Below are 23,321 nucleotides of genomic sequence, written 5' to 3' on the forward strand. Positions count from 1 at the left end.
TCGATTCGGTGGGGGTGCTCGGTCGTGTGCGGGGGGGGTCAGTGGGATGTCGGCAGGGGGCCGCGGTCCGCGAGTTCGACGTCGCGGTCGTAGCGGTAGAGGCGGGCAGGACGATGGCTTCCGGTGCGGAATCCGTCGGTGGGGATGAGGGTGCCGGATGCCTCGGCCTGGCGTCGGAAGTTCGCCGGGTCGAGGCGCCGGCCGAGGATCGACTCGTACACCTCGCGCAGCTCGGCGAGAGTGAACTCCTCGGGCAGGAGACCGTTCGCGATGCGCGAGTAGCCGACCTTGTTCCGGAGTCGCCACAGCGCGTAGGCGATGATCTCGCTGTGGTCGAAGGCGAGGGGCGGCAGGTCGTCGGCGTCGAACCACTGGACATTCTCGGGGGCGTCGCCGCGCGCGGCGTGGGCGGCGAGCTGCGCGTCAACCTCGTCCTGCCGCAGGAGTGCCCAGTACACGATCGATATGACGCGCGTGGGGGAGCGGTCGACCGCGCCGAACGCGTAGAGCTGCTCGAGGAAGCTCGGGGCGAGGCCGGTCGTCTCGGCGAGCGTGCGGGAGGCTGCGGCATCCAGACTCTCGGCCGCATCCAACCATCCGCCCGGCAGAGCCCAGCGGCCCTCGTAGGGCTCGCGGGTGCGCTTGACGAGCGGCAGCGCAAGGGTGGCGCCGGCGGCGCCGGGGCGCAGCGTGAAGATCGCCGTCGAGACGGCGACCCTGATGTCCGTGGCCCTGGTTCTTGTCATGGCGACCTTAACTGTCTGCGCCGATCTTATGGTCATGGCGACAAGAAGGCAAGTCGGGCGTGTCACGGAGAGTCCGGTCCGCTCGGGTGCCGATAGCCTGACGACGATGCCGTCGACACCGTCCGCAACCCCGTTCAAGGTCACCGTGGTGGTCCCCACGTACCGTTCGACCGCGCACCTCGACGAGCTCGTCGCGAGCATCGACGGGCAGACGATGCCGCAGGACGACATCGAGGTGCTCCTCATCGACGACGGATCGCCCGACGACACGTTCGAGCGGCTCGAGGCGTTCGCTCGCGACCGGCCGCACTACCGGGCGATCCGGCTGGAGCCCTCCGGGTGGCCCTCACGTCCGCGCAACCGCGGCATCGACGAGGCGCGCGGCGAGTACATCGTGTTCATCGATCACGACGACCGGCTCTTTCCGGATGCCCTGCGGGCGGCGCATGCGCTGGCGTCCCGCGCCGGTGCGGATGTCCTCGACGGCAAGGAGTCGAAGAGCAACACCCCGGGTTGGGCGATGCGCGACGATCCGCGCGACGTCGAGAACGCGATCGACTGGACGCACACGCATCCGCTGCTGCCGATGAATCCGCACAAGATGTTCCGCACGGCGTTCCTGCGTGAGCGCGACATCCGCTTTCCCGAGGGTGGGCGGCAGATCTGGGAGGACATCAGCTTCGACATCGCCGCGCATGCTCGCGCCGAAGTGGTGTCGCTGCTCGTGGAGACGCCGTTCTACTACTGGAACAGGCCGGCGCACCGCACGACGAGCGGCACGTTCCACGACGACCTCGATGAGTATCTGGAGGCCGTGGCCCGGGTGTTCCGCTGGGTCGACGAGGAGCTCGACCAGTCCCGGTTCGCGCAGCTGCTCCCGAGGTTCCGGGCATATCAGCTGCACATGCGCGTGCTGCCGCTGTTCCGATGGGACGAGCGGACGCCGGCGCAGCGCGGGCGGATCCGCGCGTTCACGAGCGAACTGCTGCCTCGGGTGCCCGACGACGCCGACACGTACCTCGATCCGTGGCGGCGCATCAAGCTCGCGATTCTGCGGGCGGGACGGTACGACCTCGTCGACGCCCACGAGCGCACGTTCCCGCAGCTGCAGTGCACCCCGTCGACGCCGGGGGCGGAGTGGTCGGCGGACGGTTTGCGTCTGGCCATCGACCTGCACTGGCGTTTCGCGACGAAGGATGCGGCGACGGTGCTCACCGATGGAAGCCGGGCGTGGCTCGCGCTCGCGCGGCCCGTCGCGGCGTTCGCCGCGGAGCAGGGGCTCGATGCCGACGTCACCGAGTGGCTCGAGGGCGTGACCTATGGCGTGGACCGCCGTTCGCGCACGGAGAAGATCGACTGGCTGCTGACGTTCGGCACGGGCGCCGAGCTCGTGGTCGGTGCGGAGGCCCCCAGGGCTGCAACGGATGGGGGCATCGCCGGGGGTGGTTCCGTCGTGGAGCCGGGAGCGTCCGGTGGCGCCGGCGGTGGCCCCGCGGAGCTCCACGCGCGCACGGCCGTGCACTGGGACCTCGCGGACGACGGACCGGGCCGGCTGCACGACGGGCCGTGGGACGTGCACGTGCGCACGGTGGCGATGCGAACCAGGATCGTCCGCCAGTTGCGCACGACGGCGACGGAACGCAGCTGGGCCGCGGTCGGAACGGTGCTCGCCGCCGCGTACCGCACGCAGAACGACTGTCTCAGCGTCGATATCGGCCAGACGCTGTTCAGCGTCGTCGACGACGCGCACACGACGGCGCGCGTGGAGCACGGCGGCGTGGCGCGGCGCGTCGTGATCGAGCTGCCGCATGTCGCGGTGTTCACCGACCTGGCCATCAAGGGACGGTTCGTCGATGGTCAGGGGCGCACCCTGGGGGCGTGTCGGTTCACGACGGGCGGCGGGACTGCTCGCGTCGAGGGAGCCGTCCCGGACCGCCCGGCGACGTTCGCCGTCGCCTTCGGATCGACCAGATCCCGCACCCGCTTTCGACTCGGCTCGCGGCACCACATCAGCGTCCTGCGGTCGACGGAGCACGCCCGCACCCTCACCGTGCGCGGCCTCGCACGGCGGGCTTGGCGCAGGCTGCCGCCGCGGCTCCGCAAGCGCGTCTGGCTGTGGCGCCACCGCCGGCGCTGATCAGGCAGACCCCGAGGCGCGTCAGGTGAGGTCGCGGGAGGCGAGCAGCGGCCAGAGGTCTTCTGTGCCGAGCATCGTCTTGCCGTCATCCGACGGGGCGAGGGCGTCGACCGACCCGTTCTCCCACACGATCACGAGGCCGGTCCCCGCCGCATCCGGAAACCAGTGTCCGCACCCAGCCGGTTTCGACGGGGCGCCGGTCCCCGTGGGCTTGCGCGCCGTCCAGGCCGCCACGCCCGCCGCGGTCATGTGCAGGAAGACCGTCCGTGTGCCGACCAACGCGACCTTCCACCAGCCGGCGAGGGCCTTCAGTGCAGCGGGCGGCGCGGTGTCGTCATGGCTGAAGTGCAGGATGCTGAGGAACGGATGCTCCCACCCCTGGGTCCTGATCTGCCACGTGCCCTCCGTCGGGCCGAGATCGGGGTGGTCCATCGTGGAGTGGCAGGTCATCCGCGCGTCGCCGGTGGTGGAGTCGACGGTCACGAGCATTCCGGCGTGGCCATGTCGGCCGTCGGCGGCGAAGGTCAGCACGTCGCCGGGCTTGATGACGTGCGCGAGAGCCGCGAAGACCCGTTCGGCGGCGGGCGCCGCACACATGTCGGTGAGCCGCTTGACCTCGGTGGCCGGCCGCTCCGACAGCAGCCGGTAGATCTGCTCGGCGCTCCGCGTCGGCCAGACATCACCCGGATGCGCGGGACCCAGGAAGCTCACACCCCCGTCGACGAGGCAGTGCGACACGTACGCGGTGCAGTCGTTCAGCCCGTCGGGCGTTCCCGGAACGCCGTTCGGTCCGAACCAGTCCTGCGTCAGCATCCGTTCGCTGGCGGGGATGTCGCGCTCGTGGAAATGCACGCCCACATGCGCCGGCTTGACGAAGTACAGCCCGTCCGCCTCACCCGTCGCCCCGGTGGACACGTCCGTCACCTGCTTGCGCAGGAACACCGCCTCCCAATCCGCCTCGATCGTCTTCGCCGCCACGGCTGCCTGCTTGCGCTGCGCCACGTCGATCGCGTAGCTCTTCGCCCACACGATGCCGTCGGCAGTCGGACGGAACCAGTGCTGCTTCGCCGAGGCCACGGCGGCATCGCGGTCCATCTCCCGCCTCAGCTTCCCGGCGCCACGAACGCCGTGCCGTTCCAGACCCGATCGAGCTTCGCGGCGAAGGGCGAATCGCCCACCTCAGCCGGGTCGCGCACCAGCAGCAGCTCGTCGCGCAGCCTCGTGATCCCGGGCAGGAGGCCCGACACTGCGACCAGCGCGGCCCAGGCGATGTCCGAGCGCGCCGTCGGCGGCGTGTCGGTCGTCGTGCTGCGCCATCCGCCCGCTGCGAGCTTCGGCACGACCGGGACGAGCTTCGTGACGCCGAGGGGCACCGTCATCGGCCCGCCATCGCCGAGGGCGACGGCTTCATAGTCGACGTCGGGCAGCGTCGCAGTCGCCGAGACGGCCGGATCGGGCCGTGCCATCACGGTGTAGCCGCCGGGGAGCCCGCCGACCGGACGCGCGAGCACCAGGCTGTCGGTCGTCGGATCGACGAGGGCCGCGGTGGGCAGGATGCGCAGGCGCCGCCCGATCGCGTCGAGCTCGTCGACGGCGAGGCTCAGCGGAGCAGGGGCGGGCGGTGACCACAGCGGCAGCACCGCCCCGTAGCCGCGCACCGCGTCGCGCGCCGACACCAGACCGGCGACGAGGTCGGCGCGCACCAGCACGTTCGACGGTGCCGTCGACGCCGCGTCGCCCGACGGGCGGTCGTTCGCGAGAACCGTCATCGACAACGCGGGCGCAGCGTCCATGAGCGACCGCGCCGACGGGCTCGCGACGCCGAGGGCGCCCGAGAGCACATCGAGCACGGTCTGACGCTGCCCAAGTGTCTCGAGCAGGTTCACATACCCGGCCGCCTCCGTGACGTTGCGAACGGCGGGCATCCGCGTCGGGATGATGTCGCCGTCAAGCGCCAGGCGGCGCAGCAGCAGCGCCTGGGCCTCGGCCGCGGCCGGCCCCGCCGTCGACTGGATGACGGACACCAGCGCGTCGAGCGCTCGGTCCTCGGCGGTGCCGATCGATGTGTCGTCCATGATCTCCTCCATCACATCCGCATGGTCGTCGCTGGCGCATCCGCCCTCTGACATCAGCCCTCAGGCGTCCACCGTGAAACTCGACTTCGCCGAGGAGGCGCTCGTGCCCTTCGGGCCGGTGACAGCCACCTCGACCGACTGCCCGGCGGTCAGGGCCCCGGGCACCTCTCCCTCGATGCGCGTGTCGCTGACGACGGTGAACGCGCCGAGCGCCTTGCCGCCGACCGTCGCACCCGTCGCCCCGGTGAACCCGGTGCCGGTGATGGCGAGCTTCGCCCCGACCTTGCCGTGCGTCGGCGAGAGATCTGTGACCGTGGGAGTGCCGGCACCGCCGGTCGCTCCGCCGTCCTTCGCGCCGCCGGGCTTGGCGTCGTCCTTCTTGCCGGCGGCCGCTTTCGCCGCGATGACATCGGGGATGGAGTCCATGGCCTTCGTCGCCATCGTCGTCGCGTTCGAGAGCGCGTCCTTGCGGGCGGCCTCGGCCGTCGACAGCGTCGACTTCAGCAGGTCGGCGAGAGCGGCCGATCCGGTCAGCGACGCGACATCGAAGCCCTTGGCCGACGCCCCCGCCTGGATGAGATCGGCCAGCAGGCTCATGTCCTGCGTGGGCCCGGCGGTGCTGAAGTTCTGGATCATCGGGGCGACTCCCGTGAGCGCGGACGGCCCGGTGACGCCGGCGGTGAGGGACGCCGTCGGCACGGTGACAGCCTCGATCTGCGGCGCGTCGTCCATCGGCGAGTCCTGCCAGTTCCAGAAACGGGTGAGATCGATCTTCTCGGCCGACGGGCAGTGCCCGAGCACGGCTTCGCCCAGCACTCCGCGGGTGGGAAGGGCGATCGTCGAGGCCGGCGGCGAGAAGGCCGTGGAGTGGTACTTCGCCAGCGCATCCTGCACGGATGCCGTCGTGAACGGCACGCCCTCGACGGGTTCGCGCTTCGCGACGAGCTGCGCGGGGATCATGAACGGCAGCACCATCGAGTTGCCGTAGAAGCCGAGCAGCTGGTTCGCCACGCACGCGAGCAGCGGGATGTCCTGCGTGTCGTCCTCGACACCGTCCTTGACGCCGATCGTGAAGCCTTCGAGGAGCATCACCCGCTCCTCGGGCGTCAGCGACATCCACACCGCCTTCGAGTAGCTCGCGGTGTTCGCGATCACGTGCTGCAGCGCCTTCTCGATCTGCAGGACCGCCGAGTAGCGCAGCTCGGGCGGCAGCTGGGTCGCGGCGAACGGCTGCGGCGCGAGCGTGAACTCCGCACCGGCCAGCAGCTCGTCGAAGTAGGTCTTGTCGGCGGGCGTCGCCGTCGCGAGTGCCGTCGAGGCGTCTACGAGCGCCGCGCGCACCCGGTTGATCCGTGGACCGCCGACCTCGCGCTCGAGCCGATCGGGCGGGAACCAGACGTCGTGGGCCGGGATGCCGCCGGAGATCACCTCGGCGAGGTTCGCGATCGACAGACCGCCGGCCGCCAGGCGTGCGGCCTCCGTGGCCGCCGACGAGGGGAAGTGGTACTGGACGCCGCGGAACTGGCGGCTGAGCTCGACGCCCACGACATCGGTGCGCGGCAGCCAGTCGGGGAGCACGATGCTGCGCGCGATGACGTGCTGCGCGCCGCTCGCGCGCAGACCCGCCAGGTACCCGGTCAGCTCCGCCTCCGACGCGAGGGCGGACGCGGCGTCGGCGGTGTCGGGCAGCCCCGGCAGCCCCGACGTCGGCATCGGGTACGGGCCGACGCGTCGACCACCGGAGGCGAGGAGCGTCACCCGTACGTCGTCGTACGGGAGGAACGTGCCCTCCGCCTGCACGGTCACCACATCGGCGGCCGAGTCGGTGGGCGCCTCCACGGTCGCCCTCGGATCGCCCGCGAAGTCCTCGAGCAGTGCGAGCCCCTTCCGGTACGGGCGCTCGATCACGCGACGCAGCACGTCCGCGTAATCGAGCAGCTGTCCGTACCGGTACAGCAGTTCGGTTCGGCCCAGCGCCGCGTCGGGGAGTGTCGCGGGCTGACCGGCCGGGAGGAACCGGATCGGGTCGAGCGGCACGAAGCACACGAGCGTGACGCCTTCGACGGTCGACCGCACGTCGAAGGTGCGCAGCACCTCCCAGTACTGCATCGTGAGCGCGCGGGTGCGGTTGTGGTTCGCGATGACCTTCGTGACGACTTCGCTGCGCTCGGATGCCGCGGCGAGGCGCATCCCCATGCGCTGCAGGCTCCGCCGGGCGTTCGCCGCGCGTTCCACGGCGGCGTGCGACGACTGGGCGGCGGTGGACGTGTACCCGCTGACGCCCTGCATCCAGTTGTTCGTGCTGCCGGATGCGTCGGAGCTGCCGCCTCCGCCGGCGGCGCCCCCGCCGATCGCGATCGGGCCCAGCGCGAAGCCGATGCCGCCGGCCGCGCCCCATGACGAGGAGTGCGCCTCGGTGCTGAAGCTGCTGCCGCCGGAGGCCGACTGCGACATCCCCGACTCGAACGTCGCGCGGGCCGACGCATCCTGGCTCTCGCGGAACGACTCCGCCTCCTGTACGTCGAGGCGTTCGCTCTCGCTCACGGACGTCGTCGACTGCTGGTCGACGATCGCGATGCGCTGCTGCTCGCCCGGAGCCAGCGGCAGCGAGTAGACGAGGTCGCCGAGCATGAGGCCCTTCGGCGTCCAGCTCTGCGCGAGATGCACGATGTAGCCGAGACCCAGCGTGCCGGCGATCGGAACGTTCGTCGCGCCGGTGCCGACGCCGAACGGCGAGATGCCGGCGAGTCCGTCCCGGAAGACGTCGACGCTCACGGGCTGGTCGATCGGCAGCCGGTCGACGTGACGATAGTCGAGACCCTCCAGCCCGACGGCGGCGAAGTTCGCGATCGAGACGCGATGTCCCTTCAGCGTCGCGGCGATCGAGCCCACGCTCGGGCGCGGCTCGACGAGCCGCACGAGCACGCCGTAGGGGAACCGGTCGACGGAGAAGTCGCTGCGGAACAGCTGCGAGCACGTGTCGGCGCCGAGCGTCAGCTGCGGCACCGTGCCGGTCACGTCGCCGGTCGGCTGATCGGGAAGGTGCGCCTCGAGCCCCGCCACGATCGTGCCCAGCTGGCTGATCACCGAGACGGGAAGGGCGTCCGCAGCCTGCGGCAGGGCGAGCGTTCCCACCGCGCCGGTGCTCGTCAGCGAGGCGACCGGCACGTCGATGTCGAGCTCGACGGTCGCTCCGGTCACGTGCAGGACGATCTTCTCCAGTGCCCTGGCTGAGCGCACCGCCGAGGGCACCGCGATGGTGAAGACGCCGTCGGCTCCGGTGATCGCCGTGCCCGCGCCCGGTCCGCTCGGGTACGGCCGCGAGATCGCGACCTGCACACGGTTGGCGGGGACGCCCTCGGGCTGCAGGAGCACGCCGGTGAGCTGGCCCGGAACCGACGGCGTCGCGACGGTGCCGACGTCGAAGGCCGGGTCGGCGATGATCTGCACGAGCTTGTCGGAGAAGTGGGTGGCGGCGACGAGCCGGTCCTGCAGGATGTCGGCCGCGAGCGTGGTGTGCTCCTTGACGAGCGACGCCGATGCCGGGTCGAGCGGATCGAGTCGCGGCACGGCGCCACGCGCGAACGCGGGAATCCCTGCGCCGATCTCGATCACCGGACGGCGAGTGGTGGATCGGCTCGCCTCTTCGCGAACAGCCATGGTGTCCTCCCCACGGATGGAACCTGTCGACATCGAAGAGGCTGCCGACGGCACGCCTGATACCGCGTCGGCCGGTTCCCAGCCGGTGCACGTAACCTGACCCGACCGAAAGGAGTCGGATGACCGTCGTCGACATCGTCCTGCTGGCGATCCTCGTGCTCGCGTTGATCGCGGGCCTCGCGCGGGGTCTGGTCGCGAGCATCGGCGTGATCGCGGGCCTTCTCGCCGGTGGCATCGCCGCCGTCTGGCTCGCACCCGTGCTCGGCCGGCTCGTGGCGGCGCCGGTGTGGGGGAGCGTCGCCGAGGTGGCGACCTGGGTCGTGCTGCTCGCTCTGGGCGCCTCGATCGGCGGCACGATCGGCGCGGCGGTGCGCCGCGGCGTCGACCGCACCCCGCTGCGGCCGGTCGACCGGCTGCTCGGGGGCGCGGTGGGGGTCGTCGTCACGGCGCTCGTCGCCTCCCTCGCGGCCACGGGGATCGTCGCGACCGGCATCCCGGTCGTCTCGCCGGCCGTCGCCTCCTCCCGCGTCGTGCGCACGATCGACGGACTCATCCCGGCGCCGCTCCAGCAGGCCCTCGCACAGGTGCGCGGCAGCCTCGCCGCCGACGGACTTCCCGCGGTGGGAGCGCTGCTCACACCGGGAGTCGTCGCGCCGGCCCAGCCCGTGCCCCTCGACGACCCCGCCATCTCCACCGCCTCGCGCTCCGTCGCCCGGATCACCGGCGTGGCCTATGCGTGCGGCATGAGCCAGACCGGGACGGGCTTCGCCGTCTCCCGCGACGCCGTCGTCACGAACGCGCACGTCGTCGCCGGAGTCGACACCCCCGTCGTACAGCTGCCGGGCCGCAGCGCCCAGCAGGGGCGCGTCGTGTACTTCGACCCGGACCAGGATCTCGCCGTGATCTCCGTGCCCGGCCTCGCCGCCTCACCGCTGCGCCTCGCCGATCCGCTGCCGATCGGCTCGTCCGCCGTCGTCGCGGGATACCCGTACGGCGGCCCGTTCACTCTCGGCGACGCGCAGGTGCTGTCGGCGGGCACGGCGCGCGTGTCCGACATCTACGGCACGAGCACCCACCTACGGCCGGTGTACGCGCTCGACGCCCAGGTGCGGCCGGGGAACTCCGGCGGTCCGCTGCTCACCGCGCAGGGCACCGTGGCGGGCGTCGTCTTCGCCCGCGGCGAGGGGAACCAGGACCGCGGCTACGCCATCGCCGACAAGGCCCTCGCGCCGATCGTGTCGCGGCTCGGCTCGCTCACCGCGCCGGTCCCGGCGGGACACTGCACGAGCTGACCGCGCCCGGTATGCTGAGAGCGCAAAACTGAAGACCATTCAGGCCGCATGACGCGCGCGGGAGAGTCCGGTCCGCCGGACACCGAAGGAGCAAGCCTCCCCGCCAATCTCTCAGGTCCGCATACCGCGTGCGTCCGGCCACTCTGAAAAGCGATTTCGAGCGCAGTCCACGCGCACCTCGAGATCCGCCGACGGTGAAAGTCGCAGACATCCGGATGTCGCGACGAAACTCTCAGGCCCATGACAGAGGGGGAGTCCGCACGGCGCCGCAGGCGTCCCGTCCGACTCGAAAGAACCCATGTCTCCACTCCGCCAGACTCCGTTGCACAAGCGGCACGAAGCGCTCGGCGCATCGTTCACCGACTTCGGCGGATGGTCCATGCCCGTCCGCTACACCTCCGATCTCACCGAGCACCGCGCGGTGCGCGAAGCCGCCGGCCTGTTCGACATCTCTCACATGGCCGAGTTCCTCGTCACGGGATCGGGGGCGGCCGCGTTCCTCGACTACGCCCTTGCCGGTCGGCTCTCGGCGCTCGCCGTCGGCAAGGCCAAGTACTCGCTCCTGCTCGCCGAGGACGGCGGCATCATCGACGACGTCATCGTGTACCGCACCGGCGACGATCGGTTCCTCGTGATCGCGAACGCCGGGAACCGCGCTGCGGTGGCCGACGCGTTCGCGCAGCGCGACGTCGAGGAGGCCGACGTCGACGACGTCACGGACGACTTCGCGCTCATCGCGGTGCAGGGTCCGGCCGCCGAACGCATCCTGCTCGACACGGTCGGATTGGAGTCGGCCGATCTGGTGAGCCTCGGCTACTACGCATGGCGCGACGGCTCGTTCGACTCCGCTCCGGTGCTGATCGCCCGCACCGGCTACACCGGGGAGGACGGCTTCGAGCTGCTCGTGCCGAACCCGCAGGCCGAGGCGCTGTGGGATGCCCTGCTGCTCGCCGGCGAGCCGCACGGTCTCGTTCCGGCCGGGCTCGCCGCCCGCGACACGTTGCGTCTCGAGGCCGGGATGCCGCTGTACGGTCACGAGCTCGGCCGCGATATCGCGCCGGCGCAGGCGGGGCTCGGCCGGGTCGTCGTGACGGCGAAGGACGACTTCGTCGGCAAGGCCGGACTCGCCGCATGCGACCTCGGCGACGCCCCCGTGCTCGTGGGACTCGTGGCCGAGGGCCGACGCGCCGGCCGTGCCGGCTACGCCGTGCTCGATGCGGAGGGAACCCGCGTCGGCGAGATCACGAGCGGCGCCCTCAGTCCGACGCTCGGCCATCCCATCGCCATGGCGTTCGTCCCACCCGCGCTCGCCGCGGCCGGAACGCCGCTCTTCATCGACGTGCGGGGCACATCGGTCCCCGCGACAGTGACCGACCTGCCTTTCTACCGGAGGACGAAATGACCGACCTGAACAGCCTGAGTTACACCGCCGAGCACGAGTGGATCGCGCGTGACGGCGATGTCGCGACGATCGGCATCACCGACTTCGCCGCCGACAAGCTCGGCGACGTCGTCTATGTGGACCTTCCCGCCGTGGGGCAGAGCGTCACCGCGGGCGAGGTGTGCGGAGAGATCGAGTCGACCAAGTCGGTGGGCGAGCTCTACGCACCCGTCACCGGCGAGGTCGTCGAGGTGAACTCGGCCCTCGACGAAGACCCGTCGACCCTGAACTCCGACCCGTTCGGCGCCGGGTGGCTCGTGAAGATCAAGGGCGACGCATCCGTCGACCTGCTCGACCGCGACGCGTACGTCGCCCTCACGGACGGCGCCGCGTGAGCGCTGCGGGCCCGGCGGGCTCGGGGGTGTTCGCCGCCCGCCACATCGGGACTGGCCCCGACGCACAGGCGCAGATGCTCGAAGCGCTGGGCTTCGACAGCGTCGAGGAGCTCGTGAAGGCCGCCGTCCCGGCATCCATCCACTCCGCACCCCGGTCGACGAGCGACATCCCGCCGGCGGCCACCGAGGCCGAGGCGCTCGCGGAGCTGCGGGCGCTGGCAGACCAGAATCATCCGGCCCGGGCCATGATCGGCCTCGGCTACTACGACACGTTCACTCCCGCGGTGATCGCGCGCAACGTGTTCGAGAACCCGTCCTGGTACACGGCCTACACGCCCTACCAGCCCGAGATCTCGCAGGGTCGCCTGGAGGCGCTCATCAACTTCCAGACCATGGTGACCGATCTCACCGGGCTCGCCACGGCGAACGCCTCGATGCTCGACGAGGCGACCGCGGTCGCCGAGGGGATGCTGCTGGCCCGCCGCGCGTCGAAGTCGGGCTCCGATGTCTTCGTCGTCGACGCCGACGCGATGCCGCAGACGAAGGCGGTGCTGCGCGCCCGCGCCGCAGCGGTCGGCATCACCCTCGTCGAGCTCGCGCTGGCCGACGGCGCGGCGCTGCCCGACGAGCTGTTCGGCATGTTCGTGCAGTACCCCGGTGCGTCCGGACGTGTGTGGGACCCGTCGGCGGTGATCTCCGCGGCGCAGTCGGCACGCGGACTCGCGGTGGTGGCGGCGGACCTGCTCGCCCTCACGCTGCTGCGGTCGCCGGGCTCGCTCGGCGCCGACGTCGCCGTCGGGACGACGCAGCGGTTCGGCGTGCCGATGGGCTTCGGCGGACCGCACGCCGGCTACATGGCCGTGCGCGCGGGGCTCGAGCGCCAGCTGCCCGGACGCCTCGTGGGAGTGTCGCAGGACGCCGACGGCCACCCCGCGTACCGGCTCGCGCTGCAGACGCGCGAGCAGCACATCCGCCGCGAGAAGGCGACCTCGAACATCTGCACGGCGCAGGTGCTGCTGGCGGTGATGGCGGCGATGTACGCGGTCTACCACGGCCCGGACGGACTGAAGGCGATCGCGCAGGATGTCTCGTGCAAGGCGCATGCGCTCGCGCAGCGGCTGCGCGAGGACGGGCAGAGCGTGCAGCACGACGCGTTCTTCGACACGATCCGCGTGACGGTGCCCGGCACCGCGCGGCGGGTCGTCGAGCGTGCCCGCGCGAAGGGCTACCAGCTGTTCTGCGCGGATGAGGCCACGGTCGGCGTGTCGGTGGACGAGACCACCACGATCGCCGACCTGGCCGCCATCGCGGCAGCGTTCGGCGCACCGGAGGCGGACGAGCACGGAGACCGCGAGCTGTCGACCGCCGGCTTCGCTCCCATCGCCGGGGTGGACCGTGTGCTCGTCCGCGAAGACGAGTACCTGACCCATCCGGTGTTCCACACGCATCGCTCGGAGACGGCGATGATGCGGTACCTCAAGCAGCTGGCCGACCGCGATTACGCGCTGGACCGCGGGATGATCCCGCTCGGGTCATGCACCATGAAGCTCAACGCGGCGACCGAGATGGCGGCGGTGTCGTGGCCGGAGTTCTCGCGCGTGCACCCGTTCGCGCCCGAGGAGGACGTGCGGGGATACCTCGCCATGATCGAGCAGCTGGAGACCTGGCTCGCCGAGGTCACCGGATACGACAGCGTGTCGCTGCAGCCGAACGCCGGCTCGCAGGGCGAGCTCGCCGGCCTGCTCGCCATCCGCGGGTACCACCGGGCGAACGGCGACGAGCAGCGCACCGTGTGCCTCATCCCGTCGTCGGCGCACGGCACCAACGCGGCATCGGCGGTGCTCGCCGGGATGCGGGTGGTCGTGGTTGCGTGCGACGAGGCGGGCAACGTCGACCTCGACGATCTGCGGGCGAAGATCGCCGCGCACGCCGACGAGCTCGCGGCGCTGATGATCACGTACCCGTCGACGCACGGCGTGTACGAGCAGGACGTCGTGGCGATCACGCAGGCCGTGCACGACGCCGGCGGGCAGGTGTACGTCGATGGCGCGAACCTCAACGCGCTGCTGGGCTTCGCCCGGTTCGGCGACCTCGGCGGCGACGTGTCGCACCTCAACCTGCACAAGACGTTCGCGATCCCGCACGGCGGGGGAGGGCCGGGCGTCGGGCCGGTCGCGGCGAAGGCGCACCTCGCCCGCCACCTCCCGTCGCATCCGCTCGCCCAGCGCGCCGACCACGCCGGCGGAGTGCTGTTCGAGGGGAGCACCGTCTCCGCCGCGCCGTACGGCTCGGCGGGCATCCTCCCGATCTCGTGGGCGTACGTGCGGATGATGGGCGCGGACGGGCTGCGCGAGGCGACCGCCGCGGCGGTCCTCTCGGCGAACTACCTCGCCGCACGGCTGCGCGATCACTTCCCGGTGCTGTACACGGGCGCCGACGGGCTCGTCGCGCATGAGTGCATCCTCGACCTTCGGCCGCTGCGCGAGCAGACCGGGGTGACGGTGGACGACGTGGCGAAGCGGCTCATCGACTACGGATTCCATGCGCCGACGATGTCGTTCCCGGTCGCCGGGACGCTGATGGTCGAGCCGACCGAGTCGGAGGACATCGCCGAGCTGGAGCGGTTCGTCGAGGCGATGATCGCGATCAAGGCGGAGGCGCTGGAGGTCGCCGCGGGAGCGTGGCCCGCCGACGACAATCCGCTCGTGAACGCGCCGCACACGGCGCAGTCGGCGGTCGCCGGCGAGTGGACGCATCCGTACCCGCGCGAGCTCGCGGTCTACCCCGTGGCGTCGCTCGTGCGCGCGAAGTACTGGCCGCCCGTGCGCCGCATCGACCAGGCCTGGGGCGACCGCAACCTCGTCTGCGCCTGCCCGCCGATCGAGGCGTTCGCGTAGCGGGCGCGCTGCGCCGCGCGTGGGGCTCAGGAAGCGGACGGGCTCGGCGTCGGCGTCGGTGCCGGGGTCGGTGCGAACACGCCCGGCCACCACGCCGCCGCCAGGGGGTACCCGACGAAGGACACGATGTCGAGGATCGTGTGCGCCACGACGAGCGGCATCACCCGACCCCACCGCCGGTAGCACCAGCCGAACACGACGCCCATCGCGAAGTTGCCGATGATCGGTCCGACGCCCTGGTAGGCGTGGTACGAGCCGCGGATCGCGGCCGAGACGAGGATGATCGTCCAGTCGTTCCATCCCGCCTGACGCAGCCGCGTGAAGAGATAGCCGATCATGATGACCTCCTCCTGCAGCGCCGCACGCACCGCGGCCAGCACGAGGAGGGGGATCGTCCACCAGGACGGATCGAGGGGGGATGCCTGCACCTGCACCGTGATGCCGATCGCACGACCGATCGCATACAGCGCGAGGCCCGGCACCCCGATCACGAGAGCCACGACGGCACCCGAACCGAGGTCGCGGGCGGGGCGGGAGAAGTCGAGGCCGATCCGCCGGAACGGGCTTCGACCGCCGTCCCAGAGCAGGTACACGACGAGACCGACCAGGGCGAGCGAGAATCCGATGTCCAGCAGCTGGTACAGGATGTCCCAGAACGGCTGCGACGCCTGCGGGGTGTTCAGCGAAGCCGACTGATCCGACAGCGGGATCGGCGCGAGGAAACGCCGCACGAGCAGGAGAAGCGAGTACACCGCCGACTGGCCGAGAGTGCACGCCAGGACGAGGGCGACCTCCCACCAGAGCCGCGCACGGGGTTCGGGCATGAGGGCGGCCTGCGAGTGGGACACTCCACAGAATGTCACATCCGACACCCGATCGGTAAAAGGTGTGTAACGGTTGGCGGCGACATTTGGAGCAGAGCCACCAGTGTGCTTATGGTGTCGTCATCGCCGCGATGAAGCGGTGCGCACTGGTGCGCACCACGAGGTCGCGGACAATCCCTTTCACTGGAGGACACGTGAAGCGCACGAAGATCGCCCTCGTGGGGCTCGCGCTGCTGACTGCGGGCACCATCGCCCTCAGCGGCTGCTCGAGCAACAACACGGGTGACAACGGCAAGACGAACGGTGGTGGCGGCGACAAGTCGGCCATCATCACAGCGAACGGCTCCGAGCCGGAGAACCCGCTGATCCCGACCAACACGAACGAGACCGGTGGCGGCAAGATCCTCGACTCGATCTTCGCGGGCCTCGCGTACTACGACGGCAAGGGCAAGCTCGTCAACGACATGGCGGAGTCCATCACCGTCGACGACCCCTCGAACCTCACCATCAAGATCAAGAAGGGTGAGAAGTTCACCAACGGTCAGGAGCTCACCGCCGACAGCTTCATCAAGGCATGGGAGTACGGCGCGAAGTTCTCGAACAAGCAGTTGAACTCGTCGTGGTTCGCGGACATCGAGGGCTTCGACCCGGAGAAGGACTCGGACCTCACCGGTCTGAAGAAGGTCGACGACACCACCTTCACCGTCAAGCTGAACTCGCCGGTCGCGGCTGACTGGTCGCAGCGCCTGGGCTACTCGGCCTACTACCCGCTGCCCGACGTCGCGTTCGACGACATGAAGGCGTACGGCGAGCACCCCATCGGCAACGGTCCGTACAAGCTCGCGAGCGACTCGGCGTGGCAGCACGACGTGCAGATCGACCTCGTGAAGAACGACGGCTACACCGGCGGACGCCAGGTCAAGAACGGCGGCCTCACGATCAAGTTCTACGCCTCGCAGGACTCGGCCTACGCCGACCTGCAGAGCGGTGACCTCGACGTGCTCGACGCGGTTCCGCCGTCGGCCTTCGCGACCTTCGAGTCGACGCTGGGCGACCGCGCCGTCAACCAGCCGGCCGCGATCTTCCAGTCGTTCTCGATCCCGGGCGACCTCGCGCACTTCACCGGCGAAGAGGGCACCCTCCGTCGCCAGGCGCTGTCGCTCGCGATCAACCGCGACCAGATCACCGACAAGATCTTCAACAAGACCCGCACGCCGGCCAGCGACTTCACCTCGCCGGTCATCAACGGCTGGTCGGACTCGATCCCCGGATCGGACGTCCTGAAGTACGACCCGGAGAAGGCCAAGCAGCTCTGGGCGCAGGCTGACAAGATCTCGAAGTGGTCGGGCTCGTTCCAGATCGCGTACAACGCCGACGGCGGCCACAAGGAGTGGGTCGACGCGGTGACGAACTCGATCAAGAACACCCTCGGCATCGACTCGTCGGGCAAGTCGTACGTCGACTTCGCGACGCTGCGCGCCGACGTGAACGCCCGCAAGATCAAGACGGGCTTCCGCACCGGATGGCAGGCCGACTACCCCGGCATGTACAACTTCCTGCAGCCGCTGTACTCGACCAAGGCCAGCTCGAACGACACCGACTACTCGAACAAGGAGTTCGACTCCCTGCTCGCACAGGGCGCGTCGCAGACCGACCCGTCGAAGGCCGTCGCCGACTACCAGAAGGCACAGGAGATCCTCTTCAAGGACCTCCCCGCCATCCCGCTGTGGTACTCGAACGTCACCGGCGGCTACGCCGAGGGCGTGCAGAACGTCACGCTGGGCTGGAACTCGGTTCCGCTGTACTACGAGATCACCAAGGGCTGACACCGCCCCTGGGATCCACACCGCGAGGCGGTGACGATCACGTCACCGCCTCGCGGCGTGTCATCCGCTACTCGCACTCGCATCACTTCCGCGAGAGGATGTCGGCAGCACACGACGCAGCCGGCATCCGCCGCGACGCGATCTGAGGCATCCCTGTACCCGAAGGGAGGGCGCATGCTCGCATACATCGTCAGGCGTCTGTTACAGGTGATTCCGGTGTTCATCGGAGCCACCCTGCTCATCTATTTCCTTGTCTTCGCCATGCCCGGCGACCCCATCTCGGCGCTGTTCGGCGACAAGCAGCCCAGCCCGCAGCTGCTCGAAGCGCTGCGGGAGCAGTACCACTTGAACGAACCGTTCCTCGTGCAGTACTGGTACTACCTCACCGGAATCTTCCGCGGTGACCTCGGCACGACGTTCTCCGGGCAGTCGGTCAACGATGTCCTCGCCCGCACGCTGCCGGTCACCGCACGTCTGGCGGTCATGTCGATCGCCATCGAATTCGCGCTCTCCATCGTGATCGGCACGATCTCGGCGCTGCGCAAGGGCAAGCTGTTCGACCACGCCGCCCTGATCACTGGACTCGTGTTCCTGTCGGTCCCGGTGTTCGTGCTCGGCTTCGTCGCCCAGTACTTCCTGGCGATCAAGCTCGGCTGGTTCAAGCCGACGGTCGGCGCCGACAACGACTGGGGCGGCCTGTGGCTGCCGGCCATCGTCCTCGGCGTGAGCCTGTTCGCCACGAGCATGCGCCTCATGCGCGGTTCGGTCATCGACACCCGCAATCAGGACTGGGTGCGCACCGCCTACTCCAAGGGACTTTCGGGCCGGCGCGTGCTCCCCGTGCACGTCATGCGCAACTCGCTGATCCCGATGATCACGAACTCCGCGACCAACTTCGGCGTGCTGCTGGTCGGCGCGGTCGTCACCGAGGCCGTGTTCAACATCCCCGGCGTCGGCAACACGATGTTCCAGGCGACCATTCGCCACGAAGGACCGACCATCGTGTCGTTCGTGACGATCTTCGTCATCCTCTACGTGCTCGTGAACCTGCTCGTCGACCTGCTCTACGGGCTGCTGGACCCGAGGATCCGCTATGTCAAGTGATACTTCCGCGACGCACTACGTCGCCCCCATCGAGACGACCACCGTCTCGGTCGATGCCGTCAAGGTGGCGGCGAAGCCCGCGAGCCTGTGGTCCGACGCCTGGCGCGACATCCGTCGCCGCCCGACGTTCTGGATCTCGGTGCTCATCGTGATCATCGTGCTGCTGATGTCATTCGTGCCGACGCTGTTCACGCACACCGACCCGAAGAGCTGCGACCTGACCTTCTCGAACGAGGGCCCGGCGGCGGGTCATCCGCTCGGCTACACGTTCCAGGGGTGCGACATCTACGCGCGCATCGTCTGGGGCACCCGGGTCTCGGTGTCGGTCGGCCTCATCTCGACGCTCATCGGCTCGCTCATCGGCCTCATCATGGGCGCCCTCGCCGGCTACTACGGCGGCTGGCTCGACTCGGTGCTCTCCCGCGTCGGCGACATCTTCTTCTCGATCCCCTACATCCTCGCGGCCGTGGTCGTGATGACGGTGTTCGCGCAGTTCCGCAACGTGCTGACGCTGTCGATCGCGATCGGTGGATTCGCCTGGGCGGCGACCGCGCGCGTCGTGCGCGCCGAGATCCTCAGAGTGCGCCAGTCGGACTTCGTCACGGCATCCCGCGCTCTCGGCAAGTCGAACTTCGGCACCCTCGTCTCGCACGTGATCCCGAACGCCATCGCACCGCTGCTGGTGGTCTCGACCCTGAGCCTGGCCGCGGCGATCGTGGCGGAGGCGACGCTGGCGTTCCTCGGCGTGGGCCTCAACGACACGATCTCGTGGGGCACCGAGATCGCGAACGCGCAGACCTCCATCCGGGTCGCGCCGATGTCGCTGATCTACCCGTCGATCTTCCTCACCGTCACCGTGCTGGCGTTCATCATGCTGGGCGAGCTCATCCGAGACGCCCTCGATCCGAGAGCGAGGGCGCAGCGATGAGCGCCACAGTGGAGACCCCGCTGCTGAGCATCCGCGATCTGAAGGTCGCGTTCCGCACCCAGAAGAAGTCGCGTGAGGTGCTGCACGGCATCGACATCGACCTGTTCCCGGGCGAGACGCTCGCGATCGTGGGGGAGTCGGGGTCGGGCAAGTCGACGACGGCCTCGGCGATCGTCAACCTCCTCCCCGGCACCGGACACGTCACCGCCGGCAGCATCATGCTCGACGGACGCGAGCTGACGACCCTCAGCAAGCGTGAGATGGAGCGGGTGCGCGGCCGTGAGATCGGCTACGTCCCGCAGGACCCGATGTCGAACCTGAACCCGGTCTGGTCGATCGGCTTCCAGGTCAAGGAGGCCATCCGCGCCAACGGCATCGCCCACGGCAGGCGCGCCGTCAACGAGCGCGCGATCGAGGTGCTCAAGCAGGCGGGCCTCGCCGACGCCGACCGTCGCCTGCACCAGTACCCGCACCAGTTCTCCGGCGGGATGCGTCAGCGTGCGCTGATCAGCATCGGCCTCGCGGCCGACCCCAAGCTGCTCATCGCCGACGAGCCGACGAGCGCGCTCGACGTCACGGTGCAGCGCGTCATCCTCGACCACATGGCGAGCCTGACGCGCGAGAAGGGCACCTCGGTGCTGCTCATCACCCACGACCTCGGGCTCGCCGCCGAGCGCGCCGAGAAGATCGTCGTGATGCAGCACGGTGTCATCGTGGAGGCGGGTCCCAGCCGCGAGATCCTCGAGAACCCGCTCCACCCGTACACCCAGAAGCTCGTGGCCGCGGCGCCGAGCATCGCGTCGCAGCGCATCCAGGCCACGGCCGAGCGGCGCGGCATCGAGCACGTCGACGACATCAAGGATGCGACGGCCGTGCGCGTGCGCGACCTCACGAAGGACTACAAGATCCGCACGGGCGGGTTCGGGTCGGTGCCCTTCCGCGCCGTCGACAACGTGAGCTTCGACATCCCGCGCGGCAAGACGCTGGCGCTCGTGGGCGAGTCGGGCTCGGGCAAGTCGACGGTCGCGAAGATGGTGCTGAAGATCGAGGACCCGACGTCGGGGTCCATCGAGATCGGCGGCCACGACATCGCCGGGCTGAGCGATCGCGAGGTGTTCGGACTGCGCCGGCGGATGCAGCCGGTGTTCCAGGACCCCTACGGTTCGCTCGATCCGCTGCGCAACATCGGCAACACGATCGCCGAGCCGCTGGAGATCCACAAGGTGGGTGACAAGGCGTCGCGCCGCGCGCGCGTCGTCGAGCTGCTCGACCAGGTCGCGCTCCCGCAGGAGCTCGCGACCCGGTACCCGAACGAGCTCTCCGGCGGCCAGCGCCAGCGTGTCGCCGTCGCGCGCGCCCTCGCGCTGAAGCCCGAGATCGTCGTGCTCGACGAGGCGGTCTCCGCCCTCGACGTGCTGGTGCAGGACCAGATCCTGCAGCTGCTCGCCGAGCTACAGAGCGAGCTGAACCTCACGTACCTGTTCATCACGCACGACCTCGCGGTGGTCCGTGTCGTGGCCGACGAGGTGTGCGTCATGGAGAAGGGCCGCGTCGTCGAGTTCGGGACGGTCGACGAGATCTTCGCGAACCCGACCGAGGAGTACACCCAGCGTCTGCTCGACGCGATCCCCGGCGCGGCGATCCCGCTCGGAGGTGGTGCGCGCTGATCGGCCGCGTCCCGGGGCGGCATGTGTTCCGCCCCGGGTCGGCGCTCGTCTTCCTCGGCGTGTCGGTCGCGGTCGTCGTGTTCCTGCTCGGCGACGCCCTGGTGCGCGCGGGGCTCGGCGAGATGATGCTGCTCGCGCCGTGGCCGCTGCTCGCGCTGTGGTGCGTGTACGCGGCCGCGTACGCCTCCAGTCTCGCCATCGACGACGACGCGATCACGGTGCAGAACATCCTGCGCACGGTCCGCATCCCTTGGCGGCGGGTGGTCGACGTGCAGTGGCGCTGGCAGGTGGAGATCCTCACTGATGCCGACACCGCCGTCCGCGCGATCGGCGGCCCGCTGCAGGGCCGCGGCGGCGCCCGGCGCCCGGGCGATCCGAGCAAGACCCCGCAGAACGTCGTCGCGCAGTACGACGCCATCGTCCGCGCCTGGGAGCACGCGCGGACCCGCAGCGGCGCGGTCGAGGATCCGGTGCGGCACGGCTGGGACGTCCCTGCCCTCGTCGCGCTCGGCGTGCTCGTCGTCTGGGCCGTCATCGCCGTGGCAGTGACCGGAGGACCTTCATGAACGATCGTCCAGGGAAGACCGTCGTCCTGCGCGCCCTGTCGTCGCTCATCGCGTTCTGGGCGCTCACGGGCCTTGCCTCCGTGTTCGTCGTCGACGCCGCCGTGCGGGGTCGCTGGGACGTCGCGCTGCGCACGGTCGGCGTGGTGCTGTTCGTGCTGTGGGCGGCGTGGCTGTTCCTCGTGCGGATGAGCGTGCGGCTCGACGCCGGGGCGCTGACGGCGCGGAACCTGCTGCGCTGGGTGCGCGTGCCCTGGGCGCGGGTCGTCGACATCGAGCGGCGCGCGCAGCTGACGGTGGAGCTGGACGACGGCAGGCGCATCGAATGCTGGGGGAGTCCGTTCGCGCCGCGCCGCGGCGTCCGAGGCCCGACGAGCGGCGGCCAGGCGATGCCGACGGTCACCGCCGCGACGAACCCGTTCGGTCCCGCGCTCGGCGGCGCGAGCGGACTGCGCGGCGGCGGGACCGCACGGGATGCCGGGCTGGAGGCCGCGCGCAGCATGTGGCTCTCCGCGTCCGCGGCGGACGGTCCCGTCACGCGGGGATGGGACATCCCGGCCCTCGTGGCCGGAGCCGTGTGCCTCGTGTGCGCCGTCGTGGCGATCTTCGTGTGAGCGGCCGCGCTGCTAACACCCCGATAAAGAATTGATGTGAAAGAAGGGGAAATCCGGGAAGTCGATTAGAGTGGACGCCGGTCCAACTAGGGGCTGCGCCGAAGACCAATCGGCATCGACATCGTCGTCGATCACGAGTCGGCGCTCGACGAGCAAGGAAATGTTCACGAACGTGATCACAGCAAGAACCCTCCGGGGCGCACGGCCTGTCCCGGCTGCGAAGTGGCGCCGATGACCATCTACATCGTCCGCCGCATCATCAACTATCTGATCCTCACCGCGGTCGCCTCCTCGCTGGCCTACATCCTCGCCAGCAACGGGCTCAATCCCGTCTGGCAGTTCGAGAACCGCCACCCGCGCCCTCCGCAGGCGTCGATCGACCAGCTGCTGGACGCCTGGGGGGTGAACCCCAAGGTCCCCCTGATCGAACGCACGTGGACGTGGTTCATCAACATCTTCCACGGCGACCTCGGTCTCACGGTCGGCAACCAGCCGGTCATCGAGCAGATCGGCGTCCGTTCGCTGGTCAGCCTGCAGCTGCTGCTGGTCGGCTCGATCCTCGGCGCGATCGTGGGCGTGATCCTCGGCGTCTGGGGCGCCGTCCGTCAGTACAAGGCGAGCGACCAGGTCGTCACGATCCTCTCGTACATCATCTTCGCCACGCCGACGTTCGTCATGGGCATCCTGCTGATGATCGTCGCCACCAACCTCAACAACCTCCTGGGCGTTCAGCTGATCACCTTCAGCGGCCAATACTCGGGGAGTGCTCCACCGGACTTCTGGAGCCAATTCTGGGATCGCGTGTCCCATGCTCTGCTGCCGACCCTCGTGCTCGTGCTCCTGGGCGCCGCCTCGTACAGCCGTTACCAGCGCAACGCGATGCTCGATGTCCTGGGCGCCGACTACATCCGCACCGCGCGCTCCAAGGGCCGCACCCGCGGGTCGGCCCTGGTACGGCACGGCGTGCGGATCGCCCTGATCCCGATGTCGACCTTCTTCGCCTACAGCTTCGGCACGCTCGTCGCCGGATCGGCCATGCTCGAGATCGTCTTCAGCTGGCACGGCATGGGCGAGATGACCATCCAGTCCGTCCAGCAGAACGACATCAACTCGCTCGCCGGATCCACCCTGTTCATCGCGGTCCTGATTCTGTGCTCCTCGACGCTGTCCGAGATCCTGTACGCCGCCCTCGACCCGAGAGTGAGGCGCTGA

17 protein-coding genes and 2 riboswitches are annotated in these 23,321 nt (G+C 69.9%); of the genes, 12 read left to right on the top strand and 5 right to left on the bottom strand.

Annotated features, from left to right (window positions below):
- Positions 1–38: 38 nt before the first annotated feature.
- Positions 39–746 carry an NUDIX hydrolase gene (locus AC3RX1_RS05020; RefSeq protein ID WP_491500149.1) on the bottom strand — a complete coding sequence of 236 codons (708 nt, stop codon included), beginning with the start codon at positions 744–746 and terminating at the stop codon, positions 39–41.
- A 106-nt stretch (positions 747–852) separates the two neighbouring features.
- Here AC3RX1_RS05020 and AC3RX1_RS05025 point away from each other — a divergent pair, with 106 nt between their 5' ends.
- Positions 853–2,883, top strand: a complete 2,031-nt coding sequence (locus AC3RX1_RS05025) for a glycosyltransferase (protein WP_491500150.1) — start codon at positions 853–855, stop codon at positions 2,881–2,883.
- 21 nt (positions 2,884–2,904) lie between these two features.
- Here the strand turns inward: AC3RX1_RS05025 and AC3RX1_RS05030 are convergent, their stop codons facing one another.
- Genes AC3RX1_RS05030 through AC3RX1_RS05040 form a run of 3 tightly spaced genes read right to left on the bottom strand, consistent with a single transcriptional unit; the run spans position 2,905 to position 8,618 of the window.
- On the bottom strand, positions 2,905–3,978 hold the full coding sequence (locus AC3RX1_RS05030) for an amidase domain-containing protein (protein WP_491500151.1): 1,074 nt from the start codon (positions 3,976–3,978) through the stop codon (positions 2,905–2,907).
- An 8-nt stretch (positions 3,979–3,986) separates the two neighbouring features.
- On the bottom strand, positions 3,987–4,958 hold the full coding sequence (locus AC3RX1_RS05035) for a hypothetical protein (protein WP_491500152.1): 972 nt from the start codon (positions 4,956–4,958) through the stop codon (positions 3,987–3,989).
- A gap of 60 nt (positions 4,959–5,018) precedes the next feature.
- Positions 5,019–8,618 carry an IPT/TIG domain-containing protein gene (locus AC3RX1_RS05040; RefSeq protein ID WP_491500153.1) on the bottom strand — a complete coding sequence of 1,200 codons (3,600 nt, stop codon included), beginning with the start codon at positions 8,616–8,618 and terminating at the stop codon, positions 5,019–5,021.
- A 119-nt stretch (positions 8,619–8,737) separates the two neighbouring features.
- Between AC3RX1_RS05040 and AC3RX1_RS05045 the strand changes: the two genes are divergently transcribed.
- From AC3RX1_RS05045 to gcvP, 4 genes are all read left to right on the top strand, one after another.
- Positions 8,738–9,910 (top strand): MarP family serine protease, encoded by a 1,173-nt coding sequence (locus AC3RX1_RS05045; protein WP_491500154.1) that lies wholly within the window; start codon positions 8,738–8,740, stop codon positions 9,908–9,910.
- Between the two features lie 48 nt (positions 9,911–9,958).
- A riboswitch (glycine riboswitch) is annotated at positions 9,959–10,047 on the top strand.
- A 1-nt stretch (position 10,048) separates the two neighbouring features.
- A riboswitch (glycine riboswitch) is annotated at positions 10,049–10,164 on the top strand.
- A 44-nt stretch (positions 10,165–10,208) separates the two neighbouring features.
- Positions 10,209–11,312 carry a glycine cleavage system aminomethyltransferase GcvT gene (gene gcvT / locus AC3RX1_RS05050; protein ID WP_491500155.1) on the top strand — a complete coding sequence of 368 codons (1,104 nt, stop codon included), beginning with the start codon at positions 10,209–10,211 and terminating at the stop codon, positions 11,310–11,312.
- Positions 11,309–11,686 carry a glycine cleavage system protein GcvH gene (gene gcvH / locus AC3RX1_RS05055; protein ID WP_491500156.1) on the top strand — a complete coding sequence of 126 codons (378 nt, stop codon included), beginning with the start codon at positions 11,309–11,311 and terminating at the stop codon, positions 11,684–11,686. The genes gcvT and gcvH overlap by 4 nt, the downstream gene beginning before the upstream one ends.
- A 74-nt stretch (positions 11,687–11,760) precedes the next feature.
- Positions 11,761–14,583: an aminomethyl-transferring glycine dehydrogenase gene (gene gcvP, locus AC3RX1_RS05060; protein WP_491500549.1), complete on the top strand. Its 2,823-nt coding sequence runs from the start codon at positions 11,761–11,763 to the stop codon at positions 14,581–14,583.
- Between the two features lie 26 nt (positions 14,584–14,609).
- Here gcvP and AC3RX1_RS05065 read toward each other — a convergent pair whose 3' ends face one another.
- Positions 14,610–15,407 carry a CPBP family intramembrane glutamic endopeptidase gene (locus AC3RX1_RS05065; RefSeq protein ID WP_491500157.1) on the bottom strand — a complete coding sequence of 266 codons (798 nt, stop codon included), beginning with the start codon at positions 15,405–15,407 and terminating at the stop codon, positions 14,610–14,612.
- A 194-nt stretch (positions 15,408–15,601) separates the two neighbouring features.
- On the opposite strand from AC3RX1_RS05065, the gene AC3RX1_RS05070 reads away from it, so the two are divergent.
- From AC3RX1_RS05070 to AC3RX1_RS05100, 7 genes are all read left to right on the top strand, one after another.
- The gene (locus AC3RX1_RS05070; RefSeq protein WP_491500158.1) at positions 15,602–17,233 is read left to right on the top strand and encodes a peptide ABC transporter substrate-binding protein; all 1,632 of its coding nucleotides are present in this window, start codon (positions 15,602–15,604) and stop codon (positions 17,231–17,233) included.
- A gap of 174 nt (positions 17,234–17,407) precedes the next feature.
- The gene (locus tag AC3RX1_RS05075) at positions 17,408–18,337 is read left to right on the top strand and encodes an ABC transporter permease (protein WP_491500159.1); all 930 of its coding nucleotides are present in this window, start codon (positions 17,408–17,410) and stop codon (positions 18,335–18,337) included.
- The gene (locus AC3RX1_RS05080) at positions 18,327–19,265 is read left to right on the top strand and encodes an ABC transporter permease (RefSeq protein WP_491500160.1); all 939 of its coding nucleotides are present in this window, start codon (positions 18,327–18,329) and stop codon (positions 19,263–19,265) included. The genes AC3RX1_RS05075 and AC3RX1_RS05080 overlap by 11 nt, the downstream gene beginning before the upstream one ends.
- Positions 19,262–20,932: a dipeptide ABC transporter ATP-binding protein gene (locus tag AC3RX1_RS05085; RefSeq protein WP_491500161.1), complete on the top strand. Its 1,671-nt coding sequence runs from the start codon at positions 19,262–19,264 to the stop codon at positions 20,930–20,932. The genes AC3RX1_RS05080 and AC3RX1_RS05085 overlap by 4 nt, the downstream gene beginning before the upstream one ends.
- A gap of 23 nt (positions 20,933–20,955) precedes the next feature.
- Complete coding sequence (locus tag AC3RX1_RS05090) at positions 20,956–21,498, top strand: PH domain-containing protein (protein ID WP_491500162.1); 543 nt, start codon at positions 20,956–20,958, stop codon at positions 21,496–21,498.
- On the top strand, positions 21,495–22,109 hold the full coding sequence (locus AC3RX1_RS05095) for a PH domain-containing protein (protein WP_491500163.1): 615 nt from the start codon (positions 21,495–21,497) through the stop codon (positions 22,107–22,109). The genes AC3RX1_RS05090 and AC3RX1_RS05095 overlap by 4 nt, the downstream gene beginning before the upstream one ends.
- A gap of 231 nt (positions 22,110–22,340) precedes the next feature.
- Complete coding sequence (locus AC3RX1_RS05100; RefSeq protein ID WP_491500164.1) at positions 22,341–23,321, top strand: ABC transporter permease; 981 nt, start codon at positions 22,341–22,343, stop codon at positions 23,319–23,321.

Source organism: Microbacterium altimontanum (genome assembly GCF_058349865.2).